This is a genomic window from Streptomyces sp. NPDC002773, from assembly GCF_040295605.1.
GTDB lineage: Bacteria > Actinomycetota > Actinomycetes > Streptomycetales > Streptomycetaceae > Streptomyces.
Genome location: NZ_JBEOVO010000007.1, coordinates 110,235 through 131,113, shown reverse-complemented (window position 1 = coordinate 131,113; position 20,879 = coordinate 110,235). Strand labels below are relative to the sequence as shown.

The 20,879-nt window shown below is 71.3% G+C and carries 17 protein-coding genes; 11 read left to right on the top strand and 6 right to left on the bottom strand.

The window, feature by feature from the left end:
- Positions 1-36: 36 nt before the first annotated feature.
- The 11 genes from ABT034_RS12080 to ABT034_RS12030 all read left to right on the top strand — a co-directional run bounded on the left by ABT034_RS12080 (position 37) and on the right by ABT034_RS12030 (position 14,450).
- The gene (locus ABT034_RS12080) at positions 37-909 is read left to right on the top strand and encodes an ABC transporter permease (RefSeq protein WP_351213979.1); all 873 of its coding nucleotides are present in this window, start codon (positions 37-39) and stop codon (positions 907-909) included.
- 52 nt (positions 910-961) lie between these two features.
- Positions 962-2,530, top strand: a complete 1,569-nt coding sequence (locus tag ABT034_RS12075; RefSeq protein WP_351213977.1) for an ABC transporter substrate-binding protein — start codon at positions 962-964, stop codon at positions 2,528-2,530.
- 10 nt (positions 2,531-2,540) lie between these two features.
- Positions 2,541-4,376, top strand: a complete 1,836-nt coding sequence (locus ABT034_RS12070) for a dipeptide ABC transporter ATP-binding protein (protein WP_351213975.1) — start codon at positions 2,541-2,543, stop codon at positions 4,374-4,376.
- A 34-nt stretch (positions 4,377-4,410) separates the two neighbouring features.
- Positions 4,411-5,574 (top strand): mandelate racemase/muconate lactonizing enzyme family protein, encoded by a 1,164-nt coding sequence (locus tag ABT034_RS12065; protein WP_351213973.1) that lies wholly within the window; start codon positions 4,411-4,413, stop codon positions 5,572-5,574.
- Positions 5,571-6,401, top strand: a complete 831-nt coding sequence (locus tag ABT034_RS12060) for an SDR family NAD(P)-dependent oxidoreductase (RefSeq protein WP_351213971.1) — start codon at positions 5,571-5,573, stop codon at positions 6,399-6,401. Before ABT034_RS12065 ends, ABT034_RS12060 begins: the two co-directional genes overlap by 4 nt.
- Positions 6,402-6,465: 64 nt before the next feature.
- Complete coding sequence (locus ABT034_RS12055) at positions 6,466-7,203, top strand: ribonuclease activity regulator RraA (protein WP_351213969.1); 738 nt, start codon at positions 6,466-6,468, stop codon at positions 7,201-7,203.
- Positions 7,204-7,333: 130 nt separating this feature from the next.
- Positions 7,334-9,328, top strand: coding sequence for a GH39 family glycosyl hydrolase (locus ABT034_RS12050; protein ID WP_351213967.1), 1,995 nt, complete (start codon positions 7,334-7,336; stop codon positions 9,326-9,328).
- 57 nt (positions 9,329-9,385) lie between these two features.
- Entirely contained in the window at positions 9,386-10,765 is a 1,380-nt protein-coding gene (locus ABT034_RS12045; protein WP_351213965.1) for an FAD-binding oxidoreductase, read from the top strand.
- Positions 10,762-11,883: a (Fe-S)-binding protein gene (locus ABT034_RS12040; protein ID WP_351213963.1), complete on the top strand. Its 1,122-nt coding sequence runs from the start codon at positions 10,762-10,764 to the stop codon at positions 11,881-11,883. Before ABT034_RS12045 ends, ABT034_RS12040 begins: the two co-directional genes overlap by 4 nt.
- Positions 11,884-11,947: 64 nt before the next feature.
- Entirely contained in the window at positions 11,948-13,387 is a 1,440-nt protein-coding gene (locus tag ABT034_RS12035; protein WP_351213961.1) for an aldehyde dehydrogenase (NADP(+)), read from the top strand.
- 184 nt (positions 13,388-13,571) lie between these two features.
- Positions 13,572-14,450: a MurR/RpiR family transcriptional regulator gene (locus ABT034_RS12030; protein ID WP_351213959.1), complete on the top strand. Its 879-nt coding sequence runs from the start codon at positions 13,572-13,574 to the stop codon at positions 14,448-14,450.
- Positions 14,451-14,519: 69 nt separating this feature from the next.
- On the opposite strand, the gene ABT034_RS12025 is transcribed toward ABT034_RS12030, so the two are convergent.
- The 6 genes from ABT034_RS12025 to ABT034_RS12000 form a co-directional block, all read right to left on the bottom strand.
- Positions 14,520-15,383: a MurR/RpiR family transcriptional regulator gene (locus ABT034_RS12025; protein ID WP_351213957.1), complete on the bottom strand. Its 864-nt coding sequence runs from the start codon at positions 15,381-15,383 to the stop codon at positions 14,520-14,522.
- Between the two features lie 88 nt (positions 15,384-15,471).
- Positions 15,472-16,758 (bottom strand): cyanophycinase, encoded by a 1,287-nt coding sequence (locus tag ABT034_RS12020; protein ID WP_351213955.1) that lies wholly within the window; start codon positions 16,756-16,758, stop codon positions 15,472-15,474.
- 171 nt (positions 16,759-16,929) lie between these two features.
- Positions 16,930-18,144: a M20 family metallopeptidase gene (locus tag ABT034_RS12015; RefSeq protein ID WP_351213953.1), complete on the bottom strand. Its 1,215-nt coding sequence runs from the start codon at positions 18,142-18,144 to the stop codon at positions 16,930-16,932.
- Positions 18,141-18,905 carry an amino acid ABC transporter ATP-binding protein gene (locus ABT034_RS12010; protein ID WP_502972888.1) on the bottom strand — a complete coding sequence of 255 codons (765 nt, stop codon included), beginning with the start codon at positions 18,903-18,905 and terminating at the stop codon, positions 18,141-18,143. The genes ABT034_RS12015 and ABT034_RS12010 overlap by 4 nt, the downstream gene beginning before the upstream one ends.
- Positions 18,902-19,864 (bottom strand): amino acid ABC transporter permease, encoded by a 963-nt coding sequence (locus ABT034_RS12005; protein WP_351213951.1) that lies wholly within the window; start codon positions 19,862-19,864, stop codon positions 18,902-18,904. Before ABT034_RS12005 ends, ABT034_RS12010 begins: the two co-directional genes overlap by 4 nt.
- A 2-nt stretch (positions 19,865-19,866) precedes the next feature.
- Entirely contained in the window at positions 19,867-20,811 is a 945-nt protein-coding gene (locus tag ABT034_RS12000; protein ID WP_351213949.1) for an ABC transporter substrate-binding protein, read from the bottom strand.
- Between the last annotated feature and the right edge of the window lie 68 nt (positions 20,812-20,879).

The following is a 20,879-nucleotide window of genomic DNA, read 5'->3' as shown; positions in this document are numbered from 1 at the left end:
GCACCGCACGTCCCGCACGCACCTCCTGGAGCGCCGATGGCCACAGACCTCGCGCCGAAAGTCTCCCGCAGACCGGTTCTGGACCGGCTGCGCCGTGACCGCCGCGCCCACATCGCCGTACCCCTGCTGTTCCTCCTGCTCGTGGCCGCGGCCGCGGCACCCTTCATGTCGGACTCGGTCAGCGCCACGGACACCGGCCGGCTCCTGGCCGGCCCCAGTTCCCAGCACCTGCTCGGCACCGACGAGATCGGGCGGGACGTCCTGGCCCGGATCGTCGCCGGCGCCGTGGTCACCGTAGGGGTGGCCACCATCACCGTGGGCGCCGCCCTCATCGCCGGAACGGTGCTCGGCCTGATCGCCGGATACCGCGGCGGCTGGGTGGACACCCTCGTCATGCGCGTCTCCGACGGACTGCTCGCCTTCCCCCTCCTCGTCCTCGCCCTCACCGTGGTCGCGGCCCTCGGCCCCGGGCTGCGCAACGCCCTGATCGCGATCGCCGTCGTCACCACCCCGCGTTTCGCCCGTGTGGTCCGGGGCGAGGTGCTCTCCCTGCGCACCCGTGAATGGGTGTCCGCCGCGCGTATCGTGGGCGTCACACGGACCACGATCATGCGCCGTCACCTGCTGCCCCACCTCGCCGGCACCCTGCTGGTCTTCGCCGCCCTCCAGGTGTCCACCGCGATCATGGCCGAGGCCGCGCTGAGCTTCCTGGGGCTGAGCGTCCAGCCCCCGCAGCCGAGTTGGGGCGCGATCGTCGCCAGCGGCACCGACCACCTGAGCGCGAGCTGGTCGCTCAGCGTCTTCCCCGGGCTCGCGATCCTCCTCACCGTCGCCGCGTTCAACCTGCTCGCCGACGCCCTGCGCGACGCGCTGGACGCCCACCGCCCGGACCTCGCACCCGCGCGCTGAGCCGCCTCCCAGCCCTTTCCCCGTTCCCCCCGTACAGAGGAAGTACTTCGTCATGCCCAACTCCACGCCGCCCCTGATACCACGTCGCACCGTCCTGGCCGGTGCCGCGGCCACCGCGGCCATCGCCACCCTGGCCGGATGCGGCTCCTCGGACGCCTCCGACGGAACCTCCGGGGGGACGCTCACCGCCGGTTTCGACAACGAGCCCGTCACCCTCGACCCGGCGCTGAGCTCCGCCATCTCCTCCGACCGCAACGTCCTGAACCTGTTCTTCGACACCCTGCTGCGTCAGCGCCGCGACGGGACCTTCGAGCCGGCCCTCGCCACTCGATGGACCGACACGGGCACCGAGATCACCTTCGAGCTCCGCCAGGGCGTGAAGTTCCACGACGGCACCCCGTTCGACGCCGACGCGGTCGTCCTCAACCTGAAGCGGATCTCGGATCCCGCCACCCGCTCCACCAAGACGGCCGCACTGGCCTCCGTCCGCGAAGTGAAGGCAACCGGCCCGCTGACCGTCACGGTCACCCTGAAGGCGGCCGATCCGCTGCTGCTCACCCAGCTCGCCCACGAGCCCGGGATGATCGCCTCGCCCGCCGCGCTCGCCAAGGGGGCCGAGGAGTTCGGCCGCAGGCCGGTGGGCACCGGCCCCTTCACCTTCCGCCAGTGGCGGACGAAGGTCCAGCTGACCGCCGAGCGCAACAAGACCTACTGGGCCAGGACCGCGGAAGGCGGCGCGCTTCCGCTCCTCGACAAGGTGGTCCTGCGCTTCGTCACCGAGGCCAAGGTACTGCGCGCCGAACTGTCCACCGGGGGAGTGCACCTGGTGCGCGCCCTGCCCCCGGAGGAGTACAAGCAGCTGGCCGACGCCCCACGGATCACCATCAAGGACGAGGGCGTACGCCGCAACTACTACGCTTCGCTCAACGTCACCAAGGGGCCCTTCCGCGACCCGCGGGTACGCGCGGCCTTCGCGATGGCCGTCGAGCGCAGGTCCGTCGGCAAGGCCGCGGCCGGCGGCGACTTCGACCTCGCCCCCTCCTTCGCCACCTCCGACGACTGGTTCTACGACGACGCCCTCGCCCCCCTGCCGTACGACCCCGCGAAGGCCCGCGCCACCCTGGACAAGGCGGGACTGCGCGGAAAGGTGCCCATCACCCTCGTCGCCCGCCGCCGCGCCCCCGACCCCACCGTCGCGGAACTGCTCCAGAGCCAGCTCACCGCGGCGGGATTCGCCCCCAAGGTGGAGATCCTCGAATTCCAGACCCAGCTGGAACGCATGCGGAAGCAGGACTTCGACGCGGCGATCCTCGTCATCGACATCCCCCGTCTGGATCCCTCCCTCACCTTCGACCCGTACTTCGCCAGTGACGGCCCGAGCAACTGGTCGGGCCTGGAGGACTCCGCCCTCGACGCCCTGCTCGACAAGGGGTTGAGCACGGACGACCGCACCGTGCGCAAGCAGGCGTACGTCGACGTGCAGCGCCGCATCCTGGAGAACAACTACTGGGTCTTCCTGCACCAGGCCAAGTCGCCGCTGATCCACAGCAGCGGCCTCAAGGGCGTCGGCCTCGACGTCGACGGCCAGTGGCGCCTCGAGCGTGCCCGGCTCGGCGCCTGAGGGGCCCGCGATGACCCTCCTCGAGATCAGCCGGCTCGGCGTCACCTTCCACACCGCCCCCGACGAGCCGCCCGTGCGCGCTGTGGACGAGGTCAGCCTGCACCTCGAAACCGGTGAGACCCTCGCCATCGTGGGCGAGTCCGGCTCGGGCAAGACCGTCACGGCCCTGAGCCTGCTGGGCCTCAACCCGCCCCCACCCCTGTGCGAGACCACCGGGTCGATCCTGCTGGACGGGACCGACCTGCGCGGCCTGGACCGGCGCTCCTGGCGGGAGGTACGCGGCAACCGGGTCGCCATGGTCTTCCAGGACCCCGGCACCGCCCTCAACCCGCTGCTGACCATCGGCACACAGATCATGGACGCCGTCCGCGCGCACGAACGCATGAGCCGCGAGCAGGCACGGAAGCGGGCGGTCGAGGCGCTGGCGCAGGCCCGCATGCCCGAGCCCGAGAAGCGCCTGACCCAGTACGTCCACGAACTGTCCGGAGGCATGCGCCAGCGCGCCGCCATCGCCCTGGCGATCGCCGCCCGCCCACGACTCCTCATCGCCGACGAACCCACCACCGCCCTCGACGCCGCCGTCCAGGCCGAGATCATGACCATGCTCCGTTCGCTGTGCGACGACCTCGGCATGGGCCTGATCCTCATCACCCACGACCTCGGCGTGGTCGCCGAACAGGCCGACCGGGTCGCGGTCATGTACGCCGGACGGATCGTCGAGAGCGGACCCACCGCCCAGGTCCTGGCCGATCCGCGCATGCCCTACACCCAGGCACTCCTGGCGGCGACCCCGCGGCTGGACGCACCCGCCCGCACCCGCCTCGCCTCCATCGAGGGCCGGCCGCCCCGGCTCAGCGACCGCCCCCCGGGCTGCTCCTTCGCACCACGCTGCCCGGTCCGCACCGACGACTGTGAGAGCGTCGTGCCCCCGCTGCTCACCGTCGGCGAGAACCATGCGGCGGCATGCCTGTTCGCCGCCGCATCACGCGAACGGCCCGTGCCGCTGCCCGTGACGACCGGCGAACTGCCCCAGGACGCCGAACAGGAAGGCGGCACGCCGCTCGTCGAGTTCGACGCCACCGACCTGCGCTATCCGGTCCGCACCGGGGCGCTGCGCCGTATCACCGGGCACGTCGACGCCGTCCGGCAGGTGAGCCTGGCGGTCGAACCGGGGCGCACCCTCGCTCTCGTGGGGGAGTCCGGCTCGGGGAAGACCAGCCTGACCAAGATGCTGCTGCGGCTCGAGACCCCGTCCGGGGGGACCGTCCGCTACGACGGCATCGACGTCCGACGGCCGTCCGCGCCGGAGCTGCGGCGGCTCCAGCGGGAGATCCAGGTCGTCTTCCAGAACCCGTACGCCAGTCTCGACCCCCGTATGACGGTCCGCGAGATCCTCGCCGAGCCGATGCGGGTCCACCGACTGGACACCGCGGAACCCGAGCTCGTACGCCTCCTCCAGGACGTCGGCCTCGACGCGTACGCGCTGGACCGCTTCCCCTCCGCCTTCTCCGGCGGTCAGCGCCAGCGCATCGCGATCGCCCGGGCGCTGTCCCTGAAACCACGGCTGATCGTCTGCGACGAGGCCGTCAGCGCCCTGGACGTCTCCGTCCAGGCCCAGATCCTCAACCTGCTCGCCGACCTCCAGGCCGAGCACGGCATGGCCTACCTCTTCATCACCCACGACCTGGCCGTCGTCAGGTCGGTCGCCCACCGCATCGCCGTCATGCGACAGGGCCGGATCGTCGAGGAAGGCCCGGCGGACCGGATCTACGAGACCCCCTCCCACCCGTACACCCGTGAGCTGCTCTCGATGGCTCCGGGGCGGACCGTGACCCCCGCGCAGTGAGCACCGGCAACACCGACAACGAACGGAACACCACATGGCCAAGGTGACCCAGGTCCGCCTGACCCCGATCAACACGCCACGCCACAACAGCATCACCTGTGGACACATCCTGGTCGAACTCCTCACCGACGACGACGAACTGACCGGCGTCGGCGAGATGTCCGACCTCCAGCACCTCCCGCGCTACCACCTCGACGTACCCGATCTGGAGGCCACCCTCAACGAACTCCTCGTCGGTCTGGACGCCCTCCAGATCACGGAGATGGAGCGCCGTATGGAGGCCAACTTCCCGCAGGCCGGGTACATCTACGACAAGAGCCGCGCCATCAAGTGCGGCGTCGACATCGCCTTCTGGGACCTGGCGGCGAAACAGCTCGGTGTCCGGGTGTGCGACCTGCTCGGCGGCGCGGTCCGCGAGTCGGTGCCCATCGCGTATCCGATCTTCCGCCAGCAGCACGAGGAGGACGTCGAACGCAACCTCGCCATGGTCGAGCGCCGGCTGGCGGAGGGCTTCACCTTCTTCCGCGTGTATGTCGGGCGCCGCCTCGACCTGGACGAGCGGTTCCTGCGCACCGCCCGTGAACGGTTCGGCGACCGCATCACCATCAAGTCCCTGGACTTCTCCAACCTCCTCGACGCCAAGGCGGCCTGCGCCTTCGCCGAGCGGGTGGCCGACGTCGGCTACGACCTCATCGAGTCGCCCGCCCCGCACCACGACATCCGCGGTCTGGTCCAGGCCCGTGACCGGCTCGCCGTCCCGATCAGCGAGCACGTCTACAGCTTCCGGTGGGCACTGGACCTCGTCGCCGCGGACGCGGTGGACGTGTTCAACGTCAGCGTCATCGCCATCGGCGGGATCACGCCGGCCCGCCGGATCTTCGCGATAGCCGACGCCGCCGGCAAGGCGTGCCTGGTCGGCACCACGCAGGAGCTGTCCATCGGCACGGCGGCCGCCGCCCACGTCGCGATGGCGATGTCGGCCGTCACCGTCCCGAGCGACCCGGTCGGGCCGCTTCTCTACACACGGGACGTCGTCACCGACCCCGTCCGTTACACCGGCGGTCTGCTGTCCGTGCCGCAGGGCCCCGGCCTCGGCATGACTCTCGACCCGCAACTGGTGTCGGCTTCCGCCGGGCCGCTGACCTGGGCGGCCACCAGTGCCGCCGCCGTTGTCGACCGGCAGGTGGCCGCCACGTGAGCGACGCACCGCAGCCGACGGGCGACGCCCGTGCTGAAGGCCGCTTCACCGGCCGGGTCGCGCTGGTCACCGGCGGCGCACGCAACATCGGCCTCGCCATCGCGTGGCGGCTCGCCCAGGAAGGCGCGGCGGTGGCCCTCAACGGCCCCGACCCGGCCGAGACCGAAGCCGCGGCCGCGGCCATGCGCGACAGGGGCATGTCCGCGGTGGCCTGCCCCGGCGACGTATCCGACGCCCGCCAGGTCGACGCCTGCCTCGACCGTACGGTCGACGTCCTCGGCGGACTCGACCTGCTGGTCAACAACGCGGCCGCCCCCATGCTGGGCCGTGGTCCGCTGCTCGACATCGACGTCGCCGACTGGGACCGCAGTTTCGCCGTGAACGCGCGCGGGGTGTTCCTGTGCACGGTGGCAGCCGCCCGGGTGATGCCCGCCGGTTCCTCGATCGTGAACATCTCCTCGGTCGGGGCCACCCGCGCCCACCGGGCCGCCGTCGCCTACGACGCCAGCAAGGGCGCCGTCGACGCGGCGACCCGTGCGATGGCCCTGGAACTCGCGCCCCGGGGGATCCGCGTCAACGCGGTCGCCCCCGGCCCGGTCATCAACGACCGGTTCGCCCTCCTCGATCCGGCCCAGCAGCGGACCCGCGCGCAGCCGGTCCCACTGGGTCGGGTCGGCGACGGATCCGATGTCGCCGGGGCCGTCGCGTTCCTCGCCTCGGCGGACGCGTCCTTCATCACCGGACAGGTGCTGAACGTCGACGGGGGACTGAGCGCGCAGCTCAGGCCGCCGGGGGCCGACCCGGCTCTCGACCACCCCGTCCCCTGACCGGCCGCACCACCGCCCCGGCCCGTATCCGCCATCCGTTCTGCCGCACCGAAGGAAGCACGACATGACCCAGACCCCCCGGCAGCCCCTCGACCCCGATGATCTGGCCGCCCTGGGCGAGGCCAGCACCGCCACCATCACCACCCAGCTCTTCAAGCACGGCCTGCGCAACACCTTCCTGGCGGGCCTGACCTGCGTCACGCCCGACGCCAGGCGCATGGTCGGCGAAGCTTTCACCCTGCGCTACATCCCGGCCCGCGAGGACATCGACACCCTCGAGGTCTACGACGACTACGACCACCCGCAGCGCCTGGCGGTCGAGCAGGCCGGCCCCGGCCAGGTTCTCGTCGTGGACTGCCGCGGCCAGGGACGCGCGGCCGCCGCGGGCAACATCCTGTTGACCCGCATGGCGGTCAACGGCGCCGCCGGCGTGGTCACCGACGGCACTCTGCGCGACATCGAGGAGATCAGCCGCCTGCCCCTGCCTGTCTTCGCCACCGGGGCGGCGGCCATGACCAACCTCGCCCAGCACCACGCGGTCGACCTGCAAGTGCCCATCGGGTGCGCCGGCGTCGCCGTCTACCCCGGGGACGTCATGGTCGGCGACGCCGACGGTGTGGTCTGCGTACCCCGCCACCTCGTCCCGGTCATCGCCGAGGCGGCCCGCGAACAGGAACTGCAGGAGGCGTTCATCGTCGCCCGCGTCGCAGGCGGCGCCCCCCTGCGCGGCACCTACCCCCCGGACGAGGCGACCCGCCGCGCCTACGACGAGTCGCGCGGCGCGCTCCCGGCGACCGACTGACCCGCCCGCCCGGCCGACCTCCGACCGAGCCGGCGGCACAGTCTCCGGAGCGCCGGAACCGGTGCTCCGGAAGCACGGCTCACATCCCGTTCACCGATCGATTCGCCCTCCCCCGCAGAAGGCAGGAATCATGGTCAACCCCGCCACATCCGGCTCTGTACGCTCCCGTACGGGAAGGACTGTCCCGCTCCTCCTCTCCGGCGCCCTGGTCGGCGCCCTGACATCCGTCGCCTCGGCCGGCCCGGCCGCCGCGGCGAACCTCTCCAGCACCTTCGACACCGTCGCCCCCGGCGCGCCCGCTCCCGGCTGGGCCACCGGTGGGGACGTCACCGTGCAGGACGTGACCGGCACCGTCGACCGAAGCCTTCGTCTACGAGACACCTCCACCACCGCCAACGTCACCGCGACCGGCACGTTCGGGACCACGACCTCGACCGTCGTCGCCGGATTCCGCCTGCGAGCCGCACAGTCCACCGCCACGGTCGGCGCGCACCTCGACAGCTCGGGCGGCCACAGCGTCACGGTCGCCATGAGCCCCACCGGCCGTCTCTACACCTACGACGGCGCCACCCAGATCGATCTCGGCACCTATGTCGCCAACCGCTGGTACGACATCCGTCTCGTCGCCCGACCGGGCACCGCGAGCGCCGACCTCCACATCGACGGCGAACGCCGGGCGGCCGGGCTGGACTTCCGCACCTCCACCACCGATCTGCGCAGCCTTCAGGTCGGGATCTCCGTAGGCGATACCGGCACCGCCTATCTCGACGACGTCCGCACCGCCGTCGAGGCGTTCCCGACCGGCTGGCCGCACCTCGGCACGGTCGCCCCCCGCACGGCCGCGCAGGTGGGCACCTCCAAGCTGCTCGTCGGAGCGGAGACCCTCGACCGCGACTACACGAACTACCAGGCTTACGCCCCCTACCTGGGACGGCTGGGAGCGACCGGGGTCCGCCTGCAGGGCGGCTGGGCCAAGACCGAGAAGGCGAAGGGGGTCTACGACTGGACATGGCTCGACCGGATCGTCGACGACGCCAGGGCCCGCGGCGTCAGGCCATGGCTCCAGCTGTCCTACGGCAACGGCATCTACACGGGCGGCGGAGGTTCCGGCCTCGGCGGTCAGATCCCGACGTCCACCGAGGCCCTGGCCGCCTGGGACGCCTGGGTGACCGCCATGGTCAAGCGGTACGAGAACCGGGTCACCGAGTGGGAGATCTGGAACGAGCCCAACCTCGCCGGCATCCCGGCAGCCACGTACGCCGACTTCTTCGCCCGCACCGCGGCCCGGGTCCGCGCCGAACAGCCCGAATCCGTCATCTACGGGCCGGGCGAGGCCGGCATCGACGTCCCGTACACCAAGGACTTCCTCGTCCGGCTCTCCGGACAGGGCAAGAGTCACCTGCTCGACGGCATCAGCTACCACCCCTACAACCCCAACCCCGACGACGTGTGGACCTACCAGCAGGTCGACAAGATCCGGGCCCTGATCGACCAGTACGCACCCGGAGCCGTACTGAGGCAGGGGGAGAACGGAGCCCCCAGCGCGCCCAACAGCTTCGGCGCGCTCGGTGACCTGGACTGGACCGAACTGAGCCAGACCAAGTGGTTCCTGCGCCGCCTCACGCACGACCTCGGTCAGAACATCAGCACCAGCGCCTTCAGCATCTCCGACCTCCACTACCCCTCGAAGATCAACAGCAAGGGCCTGCTCCAGACCAACAGCGACAAGTCGATCCGCTACGCCAAGCCCTCCTACTACGCGGTCCAGACCCTCGCCTCCGTCATCGACAGCACGGTGACGGCACTGCCGGCCTACCCGTTCACCACCGACTCCGCCACCACCCTGACCGTCCAGGGCTTCGCCAAGCGCGACACCGGGCGCCAGATCGTCGGTGTCTGGAACGGCACCGCCACCCCCGGCGACAGCACGACCCGCACCCCGGTCCGCCTGACCCTCCCCGACGGCGACTTCACCGACCCCGTCTACGTCGACGTACGGACCGGCGCCGTCTTCGACATCCCGGCCGCCGACTGGACGGTGTCGGGCAGCACCCACACCTTCCGCAACGTGCCGGTGTACGACTCGCCCGTCCTCATCGCCGACCGTTCCACGATCAGGCTCTAGAACCCGCCGGGCCCCGCCCTTCCCTCCTGGGCGGGGCCCGGCTCCGAGGAGACCCCCATGCACGCCACCGCACGAGCGGCCCTGCGGTCGGTCGTCGGACCCGGACACTTCCGGGAGACGGACGGCGAACTCGTCCCCTACAGCCGAGACGCCACCCCGCTGTTCCACGCCCGGCCCGACGCCGTCGTCTTTCCCGCGGACACCGCAGAGGTCGCCGCCGTCCTCGACATCGCCACCCGCCACGCCGTCCCCGTGGTCCCGCGCGGCGCCGGCTCCAACCTGTGCGCCGCCACCGTCGCCTCCCAGGGCGGCGTCGTCCTGGTCCTGACCCGTCTGAACCGGATCCTCGAAATCGCACCGGCCGAACTCCTGGCCCGGGTCCAGCCCGGCGTCACCAGCGCCGCCCTGGCGCATGCCGCCGCCCGCGACCACCTCCTGTGGGCCCCCGACCCCGGCAGCCGCACGGTGGCCACCATCGGCGGCACGATCGCCACCAACGCCGGAGGCCTGCGCGGCCTCAAATACGGCGTCACCCGCGACTACGTCCTCGGCCTGGAGGCGGTCCTGCCCACAGGAGAGGTGATCCGCACCGGCGGCCGCCTCCACAAGGACGTCGCGGGATACGACCTCACCCGGCTCCTCACCGGCTCCGAGGGCACCCTCGCCGTGATCACCGAAGCCACCCTCGCCCTGCGGCCCGCACCCGCGACGGCGGGTACGGGAGTCGCCTATTTCCCCGACCTGGCAGCCGCGGGCCGGGCCGTCGCCGCGATCATCGCCGCCGGCATCCTCCCCGCCACCCTGGAGTTCCTCGACCGGTCCTGCGTCCGGGCGGTGGAGGACTTCGCCCGTCTCGGGCTGCGCACCGACGCCGGGGCACTGCTCCTCTTCGGCGACGACGGCGAAAGCGACACGGTCGACCGCGCGCTGGAGCGCATGAGTGACGTCTGCACCGCCCACCATGCCCTCGACGTCACGACCACCGCCGAAGTGGCGCAGGCCGAGGCGCTGCTCGCCGCCCGGCGATGCGCTCTTCCCGCCCTCTCCCGGCTGGGTGAGCTGACCATCCTGGAAGACGCCACCGTGCCCCGGCCCCGCATCGCGGAGATGGTCGACCGCATCGACGCGATCGGAGCCCGCCACGGCGTCACGATCGCCACCTTCGGACACGCCGGCGACGGCAACCTCCATCCCACCTGCGTGGTGAAGTCGCAGGACGACACGGACGCCGTCGCCCGCGCGGAGCGGGCCTTCGCCGACATCTTCGCCGCCGCGATCGACCTGGGCGGCACCATCACCGGCGAACACGGCGTCGGCGCGGCCAAGCTCCCCTATCTGTCCACGCAGCTGGGCGCCGACCAGATCACCCTCCTGCGCCGCCTGAAGACGGCCTTCGACCCGGCCGGCATTCTCAACCCCGGAAAGCTGGGCTCATGACCGACCGCACGGGCGACCCCCTCCCGAAGCCCGTCCTCGACCCGGACCTCCTCTCCCGCTGCATCTCCTGCGGCTTCTGCCTCCCCGTCTGCCCCACCTACGCCGAGACCGGTGACGAGGCGTCCTCGCCCCGAGGCCGGATCAATCTCATGCGCGCCCTGCAGAACGGCGATCTCGAACCCGACGACCCCACCCTGAAGGAACAGTCCTCGCAGTGCCTAGGCTGCCGCGCCTGCGAGCCGGTCTGCCCGGCCGGCGTCGAGTACGGGCAGCTCCTGGAGCAGTGGCGCGACCATCAGTGGCGCGGCCGTCGGATGCCCGTACTCGCCCGCTCCCTCATGCTGGTCGCCGGCCGGCGGAGCCTCTTCCGCCTGCTGGGACGACTGCGAGGGACACCGCGCCCGCACGTCGCCGAGACCTCGGCCATCGCGTCCGACGGGGCTTCGCTCATGCTCGGATGCTTCGAACGCGTCCTCTTCCCACGGGTCAGCCGCGCCGCCCTCGCCCTCGTCCCCGGCCTGGCCGCCCCCGCCTCCCAGGGCTGCTGCGGCGCGCTGCACGCCCACAACGGCGACACCGCCACCGGCGAACGCCTCGCCCACCGGATGGGCGATGACCTTCCCGGCACCATCGTCACCACCTCCGGCGGCTGCGCCGCCCACCTCGCCTCGGTCCTCGGCAAGGCTCGCGTCCGCGAACTCTCCGACCTCCTGGCCACCGGCTCCCCCTACCGCCCTGTCGGCGAGCTCCGGGCCGACGGCCGCCGGGCCCGTGTCGCCCTCCAGGACTCCTGCCACCTGCGCAACGGCCTCGGAGTGTGGACCGCCCCACGTGATCTGCTCGCCGGGATCGCCGACTACGTCGAACTTCCCTCGGCCGGCAGCTGCTGCGGTGCCGCCGGGACCTACTCCCTGCTGCGGCCCCGGGAATCGCGCCGCATCCTCACCGCCAAGATCGACGAGATCGAGGCCGCCGGCGTCGACTTCGTCGCCGCGGTCAATCCGGGCTGTCTGCGCCAGCTCCGCACCGGCCTGCGCCGCAGACGCTCGCGGGTCAAGGCCGTGCATCTGGCCGAACTCCTGGTCATGGCCGGAGAGAACGGACCTCCGGCCACCTAGGGCGGACCGTCCCACCCGGGACACCGACTCCAGCACATCCCTCGCCGTACCACTGGGAGAAGACATGCCTTCCCGACCCCCGCTCGACCCCCTGGCCACCGAAGCCGCCCGTGCCGCCGCTCCCGGCCTTGCCGCACTCGCCCCGGCCGAGGTCGGCACACTCCTCCGCGCCCTCGCCGACGCACTCCACGAGCACACCGACGAACTGGTCGCCCTCGCGGAGGAGGAGACCCGCCTCGGCGACATCAGACTGCGGAGCGAGGTACTGCGTACCCGCGCCCAGCTGGAGATGTTCGCCGAGATCGCCGAAGAGGGCGCCCACCTCGACGTCATGATCGACCGGGCGGACGACGCCGCCGTCCCCGCCCCGCGCCCGGACGTACGGCGCGTGCTCGTCCCTCTCGGCCCGGTCGCCGTCTTCACCGCTTCCAACTTCCCCTTCGCCTTCTCCGTCCTCGGCGGGGACACCGCCAGCGCGCTCGCAGCCGGCTGCCCGGTCGTGGTCAAGGCCCACGAGGGCCATCCCCGGCTCACCGACCGCACCGCCGCCCTCGCGGCCGAAGTCCTGCCGCCGGGCGCCCTCTCCGTCGTCCACGGCCGCGAGGCGGGCCGAGCCCTGGTCACCGACCCCGACATCCAGGCCGTCGGCTTCACCGGCTCCACCACCGGCGGCCGGGCGCTGTTCGATCTCGCCTCCGGCCGGCCCGACCCGATCCCGTTCTACGGAGAACTGGGCTCCCTCAACCCCGTGGTGGTCACCCCCCACGCCCTCGCCGCACGCGGGCCCGCCCTGGTGAGCGAGTACATCGCGTCCGTCACCCGCAGCCAGGGCCAGCTGTGCACCAAGCCGGGTCTGCTCTTCTTGCCCGAACGGCACGACCTGGACGAACTTCTCCGCCTGGCCGTCACCCGGACCTCTCCCGCGCCGATGCTGGGACCCTGGATCGCCGAGGCCTACCGCGCGACCCTCGACGAGCTGGCCACCCACCCCGCCGTCCGGCGGATCGCGGCCGCACCGACCGGCACCCACCGCACCGGACGACCCGCCGACGGGCCCTCGGCGGCACTCCTCACCGTCACGGCCCACGACCTGCGCGCCCATCCCGAACTCCTCCGGGAGTGCTTCGGCCCGGCATCGACCGTCGTCACCTATGCCTCCACCGAGGACTTGCTCACCACCCTCCGGGAGCTCCCGGGCAGCCTCACGGCCACGGTGCACGGCCAGGAGGACGCGGACGAGGCACTGTCCCGCGAGATCTGGTCCGCCCTGCGCGCCGGCCGCCTGATCTGGAACGACTGGCCGACCGGAGTGGCGGTCACCCGCGCCATGCACCACGGCGGTCCCTGGCCGGCCACGACCAGCCCGCTGCACACCAGTGTGGGCGGCACCGCCGTCGCCCGCTGGCTGCGCCCGGTCGCCTACCAGAACATGCCCGAGGCCCTGTTGCCGTACCCCCTGCGGGCCTCCAACCCATGGCGGGTACCGCAGCGCAGAAGGGCGTAACGCGGAGGAGGCCGTGGACAACCTGCGGGACCCCTACGGCTCATACGTAACAGGCGATACATTTGGTGAAGGAGAAAGCGCCGCCTGTACGTCCGGAGTCTTCAGGACAGGGGGTACGTCCGTCAGGTCGCGGCCGGGAACAGTGGCAGGCGACAGCGATCTGACCACGCAGGGAGGAAAGCCCATGAGTCCTACGCTGGCCGATGAGATCCGCGACAGGCTGGGGGATCTCAGTCCGGCCGAGCGCAAGGTCGCGCGGGTCCTGCTGGCCGGGTATCCGGCCGCGGTCTTCGAGACGGTCGCCACGATCGCGGCGCGCGCCTCGGTCTCCGCTCCCACGGTGCTGCGCTGCGCGTCCCGGCTGGGCTACAAGGGCTTCCCCGACCTGCAGGCCGCTCTGCGGCTCGAACTCGACGCGCGCACCGCTTCCCCGATCACCCTGTACGAGACCTCCGGATCGTCCCGGCGCGACGTACCGGACCGTTCGGAAGAGGCGTCCGACGCCCGCCTCGGAGAGCGCCTGGCGCTTGTGCAGCAGGCCGTGTCCCAGACCTTCAAGGAGGTCGCTCCTCAGGAGTTCAGCGACGCGGTGCGTCTCCTGAGCGACCCGCGGCGCCGCGTGCACGTCGCGGGCGGCAGGTTCACCCATCTGCTGGCCCGGTATCTGGGCCTGCATCTGACGCAGTTCCGCGACCAGGTGGACTTCTTTCCCGACAGGGATGTGGAACGGGCTTCCTTCCTCACACAGCTCGCTCGTCGCGACGTCACCGTCCTTTTCGACTACCGGCGTTACGAGGCCGACAAGACCGTCATCGCCGAGCTGGCCCGCGAACGCGGAGGGAAGGTCATCGTGTTCACGGACCCCTGGCTCTCCCCGGCCGCGGCTCACGCCGACGTCGTTCTCGTCACCCAGGTGACGTCCGATTCCCCGTACGACAGTCTCACGCCGGCGCTGGCTCTCATCGAGTCGTTGGTCGCCGCCGTGCTCGACCGGGTCGGAAGTGAGGGGCACGAGAGGATGAAGCTGGCCGAGAGCGTGGCCCGCCGCACCGGCCTGCTGTGACGGGGAGGCGCCGCAGGGGGCTGGGCTTCACGGCACTGCGCTGCCCGGGGTGACGGCCGGTCTTCCGAGTCAGACCAGGTGTACGCGGCGGGCGATCTCCTCGCTGTGCTTCATGTGCCGGTGGGCGGCGTCGCCGAGAGTGGCGACGAGGCCGGCGACCACGGTCTCGATGACGGCGAGTGTGGGGACGAGGCTGTCATAGGGAGAGGGGGTGTCGACACGGCTGGGGAGCACGACTTCCGCGTGGGCGCTGGTCGGTGACAACCACGCGTCGGTGAAGACGATGACTTTGCCGCCGTTCTCCCTGACGAGTTGCGCCATGGCCTGCTTGTCGTCCTCGTAGCGCCGGTAGTCGAAGACGACCAGGACGTCACGCCTGCCGAGAGTGGTGAGCGCGGCTGTGCGTTCGACGTCCCGATCGGGCAGGAAGCGGACGTCTTCGCGGAGCTGCATGAGGTGCAGCCCGAGGTACTGGGCCATGACGTGGGTGAACCGGCCGCCGCTGAGAGTGATACGGCGCTTGCGGTCGGCGAGGAGCGAGACGGCGGTCTGGAGGTCGTGGGGCGGTATCTCCGCGAACGTCCGGGCCAGGGCGTTGCCGAAGAGGTGCGCGCTGTGGGCCATCAGGCCGCCCGGGGACTGCGGGAAGGCCGTCTCGTTCGCTGTTTCGTAGAGATGGATCGGGGAGGCGTTGCGTTCGTCGAGTTCGTGGCGCAGGGCGGCCTGGAAGTCCGGGTATCCGTGGTACCCCAGGCGTGCCACGAAGCGCAGGACGGTCGGGGCGCTGACGCCCGCGCGTTCGGCGACGGTGGCGACGGTCTCGAAGCCGGCCGAGGGGTAGGCGGCGAGCAGGACGCGGGCGACCTTGCGTTCTGCCGGGGTGAGTGTGCCGAGCCCGCGTCGGATGTCGTCGGCGAGGAGGCCGGTTGTCATGGGGGGTCCTCCGTGTGAGCTGAGGTCCTCGGGACCGGGTGGAGAGCGGGGCGGGGCCGGTACGTGTGGACCGGCCCCGCCGAGACGGTCATCGTGGCGCGATGGCGACCCGCAGGTCGACGAGCGTCTGCGGGACGGCGCCGTCGTTCGTCCAGGCGCTGAAGCCGCCGGCCTTGGTGAAGGTGACGGTGAAGCGGGGGTCGGTCTCGAAGGTGGTGGCGGTCGCGGTGCTCTGCGTCCCGGCCGACGCGAGGGCACGCGCGGTGGTGCGGAAGGAGTACGGCGTGCCGGCGGGGTTGGACACGGAGAAGAAGACGTCGTCGTTGGCGGGGACGGGTGTCGTGCCGGCGGGGCGCAGGCGCTGCTTGTCCGCGGCGGGACGGACCGACCAGGTGCTCGGGTGGTAGCGGTCCGACTGGGTGAGATAGGTGTACCGGGCCTCGCGCATGCTCCAGCCGGCGTCGGCCCGGATGCGTACGTCACGCAGGTCCAGGACGGCGACGCCGTTGGGGCCGAGGACCGTCATCCGCTCGTGCCGGCTGCCCGGGGCGTCGACGACCAGGGCGGTGTTCTCCTCCAGCGCGTAGACACGGTCGTGGCCGGTGTCGGCGGCCAGGCGGAACGCCCGGCCTTCCCGCCCGTAGGCTCCGGTGTGCGTGTCGATGAGTCCGGACCGGAGGAACCCGAAGCCGCCCCGGGGGACGTAGCCGAGTCTGGTGGGGTCGTCGAAGTATCCGGGGGCGCTGCCGTCCCTCAGCCCTTCGTAGGATTCGCCGCCGCTGACCATGTCCGGGCCGGCGGCGATCTGCGCGCCGGCGGAGGAGCCGGAGATCACCGCCCCTTGGGCGAGCTTGGCACGGATGGCGGCGAGGACTTTGGAGTCCGCGTGCTCGTCGCCGCGCAGCAGGGTGGTGATGTAGCGGTACTGGTCGCCGCCGCCGAAGAAGAAGCCGGTCATGGAGTTGACCTGGGCGACGACGGCGTCCGATTCGGCGTTCGCCACGTGGTCGATGTCGAGCGGGAGCCATTCGGCGTCGGCCGCGCCGTGCCTCTTGAAGAGGTCGGCGTAGTAGGCCCCGTTGCACGCCGAGTTGCTGCACAGGTCCGGGTCGTCGGCGTCGGGGTCCTGGCTCTCGGGCACGGAGGCGGCGGTGATCACTCCGATACGGGCGGCAGGGCCGCCGGCGCGTCGGATGATCTCGCCGTAGACCGCCGTGTTGCTCTCCTTGAGTGCTCCGCCGATCAGGACGAGCGAGCCGGCGACGTGGCCGGGGCGTTCGGGCTCGGCCTGGGCGGCGGGGGTCGCGGCGAGGAGAGCGAGGGCGATGCCGCACGTGAGAACAGTGCGGCGTGCGGGTCCTGAGGGAGCGCGCATGAGTGCCTCCGTGGATCGGGGGGTGGATGAGCCGGACCGGACCCTTGCCCGTGTGCGGGCGCCAAGGCCGGTTCCGCGCGGGCGGGGGTGCGGCATGTGCTTCCTGCGGACAGGGGGAGAGCGGGGAACGGCGTGCGAGGGGTCTCGCGGGTTCGTCCGGTCGGAGGCGGTTCAGGTGTTTCTCGCGTCACCGAGGGAGGCGATGAGCGCGGCGAGTACGGCGACGCGCTGGGGGACGCTGGAGATGTCGAGCCATTCCTGGGGGGTGTGGTCGGCACCGCCGACGGGCCCGAGCCCGTCGAGGGTCGGGACACCCATTCCGGCGATGAGGTTGGCGTCCCCGACTCCGCCCGTGGCCGTGGCGCCGAGTTCCACGCCGACCGCCCGTGCCGCCTGCCGGGCCTTGTCGAGCATGTGGCGCGCGGCAGGGGTGTCCTCCATCGGCGGGCAGAGGTCGAGCTGCTCGACGACGACGCTGGTGCCGGGCACGGTGGGGCGGTCCGCGGCTTCCTGGATGGCCCGCTTCACACGCCGGACGTCGGCCGTGGTGGCCGCGCGCACTTCGACGCGCAGTTCTGCTTCCGGGCAGACGATGTTGGCGCGCGTGCCGGCCCTGACCACGCCCACGTTGAGGGTGACGTCGTCCCAGTGGCCGTTGAGGGCTTGGAGGGCGACGATCAGGTGCGCGGCCGCGAGGGCGGCGTTGGCGCCGCGCTCGGGTTCGATGCCGGCGTGCGCGGCTCTGCCGGTGACGGTGAGGCGGAAGTCGGCGACGCCTTTGCGGGCGATGACGAGGTCGCCGTTCTCCCGGGCGCATTCGAGCCCGAGACCGTAGTGCATGCCCCGGGCGGTGCGTTCGATGAGACCGCGGCTGGCCGGTGAGCCGATCTCCTCGTCGGGCGTGGCCAGGAACACCAGCTCGTCGTAGGCCTCGGTACCGTGCTCGGCGAGGACCTCCAGGGCGGTGAGGCCTGCCAGCAGGCCTCCCTTGTCGTCGCTCACCCCGGGCCCGTGAGCGAGGGAGCCGTGCGTCCGGAAGGGGCGTGCGGCGGCGGTTCCGTCCTCGAAGACGGTGTCCATGTGGCCCGCGAGAAGGATCCTCCTGCCGCCTTGGGATTCGGGGAGCGTGCCTCGTCTGCGGCCGATCAGCGCGTCGCCGGACCGCTGTCCGGCTTCGGGGGGGAAGCTGACGCGCTCGACGTCGAATCCGAGAAGGCCCAGGCGTTGCTCCACCCAGTCTGCGACCTTGTCGACCCCTTCGGCGCTGTAGGACCCGGAGTCGATGGAGACGAGGGTCTCGAGATCGCGCAGGTACGGGGAGCGGTGGGCGCGGGCCAGGTCGAGGAGCTCCGTGGCCACTTCCCGCCGGCGGGCAGGGGCGCTCACAGGACCTTGGACAGGAAGGCGCGGGTGCGTTCCTGTTCCGGGTCGACGAGTACCCGGCGGGGGTCGCCGGCTTCGACGACGACGCCTTCGTCCATGAAGACGGCGGTGTCGCCGACCTCGCGGGCGAAGCCGATCTCGTGGGTGACGACGACCATGGTCATGCCGTCGGCGGCGAGCTGTCGCATGACGTCCAGTACGTCGCCCACGAGTTCGGGGTCCAGTGCGGAGGTCGGCTCGTCGAAGAGCATCAGCTTGGGCTTCATGGCGAGCGCGCGGGCGATGGCGACGCGCTGCTGCTGTCCGCCGGACAGCTGAGCGGGATAGTGGCGGGCCCTGTCCGCCAGGCCGACCTGTTCGAGGAGGCTCTGTGCGTGCTCGCGGGCGGCGCTCCTGGCGACGGCGCCGACCCTGACGGGGGCCTCCATGACGTTCTCCAGGGCCGTCATGTGCGGGAAGAGGTTGAACCGCTGGAAGACCATGCCGATGTCCCGGCGGTGTTCGGCGACTTCGCGCTCGCGCAGCTCGTGCAGCCTGTTGCCGTGCTGCCGGTATCCGACCAGTTCTCCGTCGACGGTGAGCTTGCCGCCGTCGACCTTCTCCAGGTGGTTGATGCAGCGCAGGAAGGTGGACTTGCCGGAACCGGAGGGGCCCAGGAGACAGCAGACCTGGCCGCGTTCCACGGTGAGGTCGATGCCCTTGAGCACCTCGAGCCTGCCGAAATGCTTGCGCACGCCTTGGGCACGCACCATGGGAGTGCTCATCGGCTCCGCTCCTTGTCGTTCTTGCCGATCCGCTCCATGGCTCCGCCGAGCATGCGCCGGAGCGGAGAGACCTGCCCGGCCCCCGTGGTACCGCGGCCGTAGCGTCGTTCCAGCCATGCCTGGGGGATGCTGAGCAGGGTGACGAGCGCGAGGTACCAGAGGCTGGCGACGACCAGCATGGGGATGACCTGGTAGTTCTGGGCGTAGACGTCCTGGATGTTCGACATGAGGTCGTGGGCGGAGATGACCGAGACGAGGGCGGTCATCTTGAGCATGTTGATGGTCTCGTTGCCCATCGGCGGGATGATGACGCGCATGGCCTGGGGCAGGACGATCCGTCGCATGGTGAGCGCGGGGCGCATGCCGAGCGAGTGCGCGGCTTCGGTCTGGCCGGGGTCGACGGACTGGATGCCGGCGCGGACGATCTCCGAGGCGTAGGCGGCCTCGTTGAGGCCCAGGGCGAGCAGGGCCGCGATCGCGGGGGTGAGGAGGGAGTTGGTCTCGGCCTGGAAGAACGTGATGTCGGTGAACGGGACGCCGATCTTCACGTACTGGTAGAGGGCGGCCGCGTAACCCCAGAAGATGATCTGTACGAGCAGGGGGGTGCCGCGGAAGACCCAGACGAACGCGGTGGCCAGGCCGTGGAGGACGGGGCTGGTGGACAGCCTCATGACGGCGATCAGTGTTCCGAGCGCCAGGCCGAGGGCCATGGCGGCGGCGGTCAGCCAGAGGGTGGTGGCGAGTCCGTCGAAGATGAGGTCGGCGAAGAGGTAGTGGCCGACGACGTCCCAGTGCAGGTTGTCGTTCTTGGCGAGGGAGCCGATCAGTCCGACGAGGGCCAGCAGCGACGCGACCGCGGCGATCCAGCGCCCGTAGTTGCGGAGGGGGACGACTTCGAGGTCCTGGGCGTGCGGATCACCCTTGGGGGTGGTCACGGTGGGCGCCTTGGTGCCGATCATCTCTAGTCCACCGCCGCGTTCTTGGTGGCCTTGGGGACGGCGATCGACGCGACGCCGTACTGGTTGTAGATCGCCGCGACGGTGCCGTCGTCGAGGAGGGCCTGCAGGGCCTTGAGGATCGCGTCGGTCAGCTCGGGCAGTTCCTTGCTGACGGCGATGCCGTTGGGGGAGGCGTTGTAACCTCCGGGTGCATCGGGGTCGTCGACGAGGTCGAAGGTCTTGCCGTCGTCGGCGGTCTTGGCGACCCAGCCGGCGGCGGGCTTGGTGAGGACCTGGGCGACGGCCTTGCCGGAGCGCAGGGCGAGCTGGGCGTCGGAGTCCTTGGGGAAGGTCTGGATGTCGATCTTCCCCTTGCCCGCCTTCGCGCAGGCCGCCTGATGGCCCTTCAGCAGGTCGAGCTGGTTGGTCGCGGCCTGTACCGCGACCTTCTGTCCGCACAGGGTGTCCAGCGTGGTGATCTTGGCCGGGTTGCCCTCCGGGACGAGGACGCCCGATCCGGACTGCGAGTAGTCGACGAAGTCCACGACCTTCTGACGGTCCTTGTTGTCAGTGATGGCCGACATCGCGACGTCGAACTTGCCGGCCTGGATGGCCGGGACGATGCCGTCGAACTTCTGCGGGGTGAAGGCGAACGTCACACCGAGCTTGCCGCCGAGCGCCTGGCCCAGGTCGTAGTCCAGGCCGGTCAGTTCGCTCCCGCCCTCCTTCACGAACATCTCGAAGGGCGGGTAGGGGACGTCGGTGGCCACCCTGACCTTGCCGGCCTTCTTGATCTTCTCGGGCAGCATGTCGTGCAGGGACTGGTCCTTCTCGATCTCCACGCCGGCGACGGAGACCTTGTCGGCCGCCTTGGGGGTGGAGCCGTCGCCCCCGCATGCGGAGAGGGACATGAGCGCTGTGGTCGCTACGGCGGCGGCCGCCGCGCGGTGGGCGAGACGCGTGTTCATCGGGGTGGATCCTCTCGAGGATTCTTGCCGGCGGATTCTGGCCGTCGGCCACAGCAGGGAAGTTACAT